Origin of the sequence: Butyricicoccus sp. AF35-5AC, assembly GCF_003477715.1 — a bacterium.
GTDB classification, from domain to species: Bacteria; Bacillota; Clostridia; order Oscillospirales; family Butyricicoccaceae; genus Agathobaculum; species Agathobaculum butyriciproducens.
The window spans coordinates 97,261-104,253 of sequence record NZ_QUDX01000010.1 but is presented as its reverse complement, the minus strand read 5'-3'; the positions used below and the strand labels follow the sequence as shown (position 1 = coordinate 104,253).

The 6,993-nt window shown below is 56.5% G+C and carries 7 protein-coding genes and 1 rRNA gene; 7 read left to right on the top strand and 1 reads right to left on the bottom strand.

What is annotated here, in order from left to right:
- Positions 1-60: 60 nt before the first annotated feature.
- The 5 genes from rrf (at position 61) to prfA (ending at position 4,832) form a co-directional block, all read left to right on the top strand.
- A 5S ribosomal RNA gene (gene rrf, locus DWZ82_RS12085) occupies positions 61-177 on the top strand.
- A gap of 56 nt (positions 178-233) precedes the next feature.
- Positions 234-878, top strand: coding sequence for an HAD family hydrolase (locus DWZ82_RS12080; RefSeq protein ID WP_118481054.1), 645 nt, complete (start codon positions 234-236; stop codon positions 876-878).
- 159 nt (positions 879-1,037) lie between these two features.
- Entirely contained in the window at positions 1,038-2,966 is a 1,929-nt protein-coding gene (gene abc-f, locus DWZ82_RS12075) for a ribosomal protection-like ABC-F family protein (RefSeq protein WP_118481053.1), read from the top strand.
- Entirely contained in the window at positions 2,963-3,718 is a 756-nt protein-coding gene (locus DWZ82_RS12070) for a YdcF family protein (RefSeq protein WP_158575234.1), read from the top strand. The genes abc-f and DWZ82_RS12070 overlap by 4 nt, the downstream gene beginning before the upstream one ends.
- A gap of 49 nt (positions 3,719-3,767) precedes the next feature.
- Positions 3,768-4,832, top strand: a complete 1,065-nt coding sequence (gene prfA, locus DWZ82_RS12065) for a peptide chain release factor 1 (RefSeq protein ID WP_118286051.1) — start codon at positions 3,768-3,770, stop codon at positions 4,830-4,832.
- Positions 4,833-4,999: 167 nt separating this feature from the next.
- Here prfA and DWZ82_RS12060 read toward each other — a convergent pair whose 3' ends face one another.
- Positions 5,000-5,392 (bottom strand): HIRAN domain-containing protein, encoded by a 393-nt coding sequence (locus tag DWZ82_RS12060; RefSeq protein WP_118481051.1) that lies wholly within the window; start codon positions 5,390-5,392, stop codon positions 5,000-5,002.
- A 111-nt stretch (positions 5,393-5,503) separates the two neighbouring features.
- Between DWZ82_RS12060 and DWZ82_RS12055 the strand changes: the two genes are divergently transcribed.
- Together DWZ82_RS12055 and DWZ82_RS12050 are read left to right on the top strand one after the other, a co-directional pair.
- Positions 5,504-5,941 (top strand): outer membrane protein assembly factor BamE, encoded by a 438-nt coding sequence (locus tag DWZ82_RS12055; protein WP_147356935.1) that lies wholly within the window; start codon positions 5,504-5,506, stop codon positions 5,939-5,941.
- Between the two features lie 24 nt (positions 5,942-5,965).
- On the top strand, positions 5,966-6,991 hold the full coding sequence (locus DWZ82_RS12050) for an L-threonylcarbamoyladenylate synthase (RefSeq protein ID WP_118481049.1): 1,026 nt from the start codon (positions 5,966-5,968) through the stop codon (positions 6,989-6,991).
- The last annotated feature ends 2 nt before the right edge of the window (positions 6,992-6,993 follow it).

Sequence of the window (6,993 nt, the reverse complement as noted above, 5' to 3'; positions counted from 1 at the left end):
AACCTCGAAAGATAGCTTGCGAGTAGGATTGTTCAGTTTTGAGGGTGCAAATCTTCAAAAGTAGGTGTTAATGGTGACGAGGGTACACCTGTTCCCATTCCGAACACAGTAGTTAAGCTCGTTTACGGTGACAATACTTGGCTGGCGACGGCCCGGGAAGATAACTCAACGCCTACATCTAAGCAGCAACGAAAGTTGCTGCTTTTTCTATACTACTGAGAGGAAAAGCGCCGATGTATCAGTATATTTTATTTGATTTGGATGGCACACTTACCGATTCACGCGAGGGCATTACTAAATCGGTGCAGTATGCGCTGGATAAAATGGGCATCCACGAGCCGGAGCTGAAACCGCTGGAACGCTTTATCGGTCCTCCGCTGTACGATGAGTTCCGCCGCAGCTATGGATTTGACGACGCGCAGGCCAAGCAGGCCATTGCGTTTTACCGCGAGCGGTTCGGTGTAGTAGGCTGGAAGGAGAACATGCTCTACAACGGGATTCCGGAGCTGCTGAAGGCCTTGACGGACGCCGGAAAGGCCCTGTCTACTGCATCGTCCAAACCAGCGTTTTTCATTGATAAAATCGTCAAATATTTTAATATTGACCAGTATTTTACCGTGGTTTCCGGCGCAACGCTGGATGGCACGATCGGCACGAAGGCACAGGTTACGCAGCAGGCGCTCGACCGTCTGCGGGTGCAGGATCTGTCACAGGCTGTGCTGGTCGGTGACCGCCTGCATGACGTGGAAGGCGCGAAGCAATGCGGCATTGACTGCATCGGCGTGACGTTCGGCTTTGGCGACCGAGAGGAGCTGGAGGACGCAGGCGCGAAGCATGTGGTCGACCGTGTGGAAGAGCTGCTGCCGCTGCTGCTCTGAATTCCCATAAAAAGCTGTCTTTTGAGACAGCTTTTTTGTGTTTTCGGGCAGAGAAAACCGCGCAAAAATCTGCAAATTATGCAGGTTTTCTCTCCTATTATGGGGCACATTGTGCTATAATATAAGCTGAATAAAAGTGCATTGAAAGGAGTTCTCTCCGTGGCAGATATTACCGTACAAAACCTGACCAAATATTATGGTGACCGCCTGATCCTCAAGGACATCTCGTTCGACATTCAACCGGGCGAAAAGGTTGCTATTTTAGGCGCAAACGGCGCCGGAAAGACCACTTTGCTCAATATTTTGACCGGCCGGCTGTCGTATGACGGCGGACACGTTGCGTTCGGACAGGGACGAACCGCCGGTGTCATTGACCAGATGCCGGATTTTCCGCCGGAATCGACCGTGGAGGACATTCTCCGTCTGGCGTTCAAGGAGTCCGACGAAGTTGCGGCAGCAATGGACGCGCTGACCGACGAGATGACGCGCAAGCCGGATGACGCATCGCTGCTCAAGCGCTACGCGCAGCTGGAAACGCGGCTGGAAATCCTCGGCGGCTACAACCGCGATTACGAGATCAACCGCGTGTGCAACGGTCTTGAAATCGCGCAGGAAATGCGTTCACAGAAGTTTGACCTGCTCTCCGGCGGCGAAAAAACGCGCATTAACCTCGCCCGCATCATTCTCGAGCAGACCGATGTGCTGCTGCTCGATGAGCCGACCAACCACCTCGACATGGACGCTGTGGACTGGCTGGGCAATTACCTCGAAAATTACCGTGGTACGGTGCTCATTATCTCGCATGACCGCTGGTTTATCGACCAGTGCTGCGACCGCGTGATTGAAATCCACGATTGCACCTGCGATTTCTACAACGGCAACTACTCGTATTATGCAGTTGAGCGTGAGCGCCGCCGTGAGGAGCAGCTCAAGCACTACGAGCATGAGCTGGCCGAGAAAAAGCGTCTGGAGGCGACCGCGCGTTCCATGCACGAGCACGGCACCGAGCATCTGGCGAAGCGTGCCGCGTCTATCGAGAAGCGCATTGCGCGTATGAAGGTTACTGACCGACCCAAGACCGACAAAAAGATGACCGTCACGTTTGGTGACCCGAACTACGAGACCGAGGAAGTGCTCAAGGTCCGCGATATTACGAAAAGTTATGACGGACGAGAAATATTACATGATGTATCGTTCAACATCCGCAACCGCGAGCGTGTCGCGCTGCTTGGCGCAAATGGCGCCGGAAAGACCACTATGCTGAAAATCCTGCTCGGCGAGGAAGTGCCGGATGGCGGCGTCATCCGCAAGGGCGTTGGACTCAAGCCGGCGTACCTGCCGCAGCAGGTGTATTTTGCCAATCCGCACCGCAACCTCATCGACACGCTCATCTACGACAAGAACGTATCCATGCAGGTGGCGCGAAACCGGCTCGGTTCGTTCCAGTTTACCGGTGAAACCCAGCTGAAAACCGTAGATATGCTGTCCGGCGGTGAGAAAAGCCGTTTGCGCCTGTGTGAGCTGATGTACGATCCGCTCAATCTGCTCATCCTCGACGAGCCGACCAACCACCTTGATCTTGCATCCCGTGAGTGGATTGAGGAGGCGGTTGAGGCGTTCGACGGCACGCTGCTGTTTGTTTCGCATGACCGCTACTTCGTCGAGCGCTTTGCAACCCGCGTGCTCTACCTCGAAAACGGTTACCTGACCGACTTTATCGGCTCGTACAGTGCGTTCCTCGACTGGCGCGCCAAGGGCGGCGGCGCACTGCCGGAAGCGGCGCCCGCACCGGCACCCAAAAAGAAAAAGGCCGCCGTCCCGACACTGGATGACGTACCCAAGCCGCCTGAAAAGCCCAAGCGTACCGGCGGCACAAAGAATCTGCAAAAGCTGCTGAACACGCTCGAGCGCGAAATATCGCAGCTGGAAGCCCAGTCGTCCGACCTCGAACAGCAGATGGTGGACGCGGCATCGGATTCCGGCAAGCTGCTCGAACTGATGACCGAAAAGGAAGACTGTGACGAAAAACTCGCCGCAAAAATGGACGAATGGGAAGCCGTCGCGGCCGCACTGGAGGAACTGCAATGAAAGAAAAAAGGGTATGGATAGGGCTTGCGACGCTGTTTGCCATCATCGGCGCGCCGCAGCTGTTCTGGAAGCCGTCGCGGTTCGGCGGTATTTTTCTGCTGGCGCTCGCCATCGGCTGTATGGGGGAATGGCTGATGCTTTGCGGACGCGAAAAGTATAAGGCGTGCCGCATTTTGTCGCGCGTGGGACGCGTACTGTTTGCATTGTTCGTGCTGTCGTTTGCGGCGGTGCAGGTGTTTGTGATCGGCATAGCATTCGACGAGGATAACCCGTCAGCTGCGCCGCAGGCGGATTGCTATCTGGTGCTGGGTGCGCTCGTCAATCCGAACGGACAGCCGTCGGCGGCTCTGGCGGCACGATGCGATACGGCAATCGCGGTGCTGAACGTCAATCCGGGCAGTCAGGCCATCCTGTGCGGCGGTCAGGGCGGCGATGAGCCGCGCACCGAAGCTGCAGCCATGCAGGATTACATGATCGCGCACGGTGCAGACGCAGAACGGCTGATCCTGGAGGACAAGTCGAGCACGACCATCCAGAATATCGCCAACGCAAAAAAGCTGCTGCCCGAGGGCGCAGCGGTTGCCGTAATTACAAATGATTATCATCTTGCCCGCGCACGCCGCCTGCTGGCGCATGCCGGTCTGGGCGACGCAGGCGTTCCCGCGAAAACGCCGTATCCGGGGCAGTGGATGGCGGTAAGGTGCCGCGAATACTGCTCCATCATGGGCTTGATATTCACCGGACGCTGGTAAACGCAATTTTGATGAATTTTCCGTGCTTCACACGATTTGGAGATAGAATATGTTTGAAAAACTGAAAGTCTTAGCGGCGCGGCTGGACGAGCTGGAAATGCGGCTTTCCGCGCCGGATTTATACGACGACCCCGACCGGGCGGCCAAGCTGCTGCGCGAGCGCAACGAACTCGAGCCGATCGTCACCGCGTTCCGCGAATACGAGCAGGCACAGCGCACGCTCGCGGACGCGACCGAAATGCTGTCCGACCCGGACATGAAGGAGCTGGCGCAGGAGGAGCTGCAGCAGGCCAAGAGCGACATTGCCCGTCTGGAGGACGAACTGAAAATCCTGCTGCTGCCCAAGGACCCGAACGACGAGAAGAATATCTACGTTGAGATTCGCGGCGGTGCAGGCGGCGAGGAAAGCGCGCTGTTTGCCGCTGACCTCTACCGCATGTACACGATGTACGCCGACAAGCGCGGCTGGCAGACCGAGGTCATGAACAAATCCGAGACCGAACTCGGCGGCTATAAGGAAATCGTGTTCCGCGTGGCAGGCGATAAGGTGTACTCGCGGCTCAAGTTCGAGAGCGGCGTACACCGCGTGCAGCGTGTGCCCGAAACCGAAAGTCAGGGCCGTGTTCACACCTCGACAACCACCGTGGCTGTCCTTCCCGAAGCGGAAGAACTCGACTTCTACATCGACCCGAAGGATTTACGCATTGACACGTTCCGCGCATCCGGTGCGGGCGGTCAGCACATCAATAAGACCTCATCGGCTATCCGTGTCACCCATATCCCGACAAACACGGTCGTAGAGTGCCAGGATGAGCGCAGCCAGCACAAAAACAAGGACAAGGCGCTGTCTGTTCTGCGTTCGCGGCTGTACGAGGCCGAGGTGGAAAAGCAGCGTGCGGCCATCGCCGCCGACCGAAAAAGCCAGGTCGGCACCGGCGACCGCTCGGAGCGCATCCGCACCTACAATTTCCCGGAGAATCGCGTGTCCGATCATCGCATCAAGCTGACCATCTACAAGCTGGATCAGTTCCTGAACGGCGATATGGACGAGATTTTAGATGCGCTTATTGCGGCTGACACAGCGGAAAAGTTGAAGGAGCAGAGCGAAATGTAACCTTGGGGCAACACCGCACAATTAAAGCTGCGGTGCTTTGCGGAAATTTTGTGTCCTGACTTTGTTGCAGTTTCACGGTAATACATCGAGTATTACCGCAAAACTGTGCCTCGCCAGTACGCAAAATTTACTCGCAAATCACTCTTGTTCAATTATGCGGTATTGCCTTAGAACTGGATTTCGTCATCCTCATCGTCCCAATCGTCCCACTTGTCCTCGGTCTGGCTCTCCAGCTCAGCATTCAGATCGGACATATCGCCGAACTCTACGCGGCATATAATTTTCGTGCAGGTGGTGAACAGCACGCGGACGTAAAACCGCTTGGGCACGCGCTCGTAAATGCGCGATGCGCTTTCCGTGCCGCCGGCCTTGGTCTGCGGGCTGTTGGCAATGTAGCCGACCTTGCCGATGTACGGCAGAAACGCGCGGATGGCATCGCTGTCGTACGGATTGCTCGGCTCCTTGGCACAGCGGATGAGATTGCCGATCTGGAACGGCTCACGTCCGTAATAGTGCTGAAAACCGGTGATCGTGACGAAAATGTTCTTGTTCTTTGCCATGCGAAGCACTCCTTTCTTTTATAATTGGAGTATAGCATGGTGAATGTCCGATAAACCTCTCTTTGGTGGGAAACAAGGGTCACAGACCCTTATAATAAAAGGAGGATTTTCATGTTAAGAAGTGGTGTGATTTTACTTGTTCTGGGAATCGCCGTGTTTCTTGCGGCGAGCGTACAGCTGTTTCGGGGCAGGACGAAGAAGGTACACTGGTGCATATCGTGCGTGCTAGCGATGCTGCTTGTGGGAAACGGCATCTGGAACGCAAACCGTTATTTTGACCTCGGTATCGGCGTGCCAAAGACGTTTTCTGCGGAAAACTGGGCGAAAACCGCACCGGCACAGCGGCATTTCATGGTCAGCGACCTGCAGAACAGCACCGAACTTGTCGGCATGAGCGCGGCTGCGGTGCGCGAGCTGCTCGGCACGCCGGACTATACAGACACCGATACCTGCCTTTCATACCTCATTGCACAGCCGTTTGATGAGGTAACGCTCGACCTGACACTGGAAAACGGCATCGTCACCAAAGTGGAAGAAAAAGACCATTGATATCATAAATGGAAGTGTAAACTGATGAAAACAACTCTTTTGACACCGGAAACCGACGAAAACGCGGTAAAAACCGCCGCAGAACTCATTCGAGCGGGCGAGGTCGTCGGCATGCCGACCGAAACCGTGTACGGCCTTGCGGCGAATGCGCTGAACGGCGAGGCGGTAAAGAAAATTTTTCTGGCGAAAGGCCGTCCGCAGGATAACCCGCTGATCGTCCACATCGCGGATTTCGAGCAGATTTACGACCTGTGTCCGGCGGTTCCGCCGCAGGCAAAGCAGCTTGCCGAGGCGTTCTGGCCGGGTCCGCTGACCATGATCGTGCCCAAGGGCGACTGCATTCCGGACGAGGTTTCGTGCGGACTGGACACCGTGGGCATCCGCCTGCCGTCGCACCCGATGGCGCGTGCGCTGATTCGGGAGAGCGGCGTACCGCTGGCGGCTCCGTCCGCGAATACGTCCGGCAGACCGTCCACGACCACGGCGGCGCACGTCATGCATGATATGGACGGCAAGATTGCGGCTGTATTGGACGGCGGCGCGTGCGGCGTCGGCGTGGAGAGCACGGTAATCACACTCGCGCTCGAGCGTCCGCGTCTGCTGCGTCCGGGCGGCATCACGCTCGAACAGCTGCGCTCGGTGCTCGGCGAGGTGGATGTTGACCGCGCGCTGTACGAGAAGATCGGGGATGACGTGAAGGTGTCGGCGCCCGGCATGAAATACCGGCATTACGCGCCGAAAGCGCCCGTAACGGTCGTGCGCGGCAACCCGCAGGACACGGCGAAGTACATCGCGGAGCGTATCGGTGACGCAACCGGTGTACTGTGCTTTGATGAGTATAAGGATATGTTTCCGAACTGCATTGTGGAGTGCTTCGGCTCGAGGGACGATCTCGGTGCACAGGCGCGCGAGGTATTCGACCGCCTGCGGGCGTTCGATGATACCGAGGTAACGCAGATTTGGGCGCAGTGCCCATCGGATGAAGGACTCGGTCTTGCAGTGGCGAACCGGATTAAGAAAGCGGCGGGATTTTCGATTATTGAGGTGTAAAA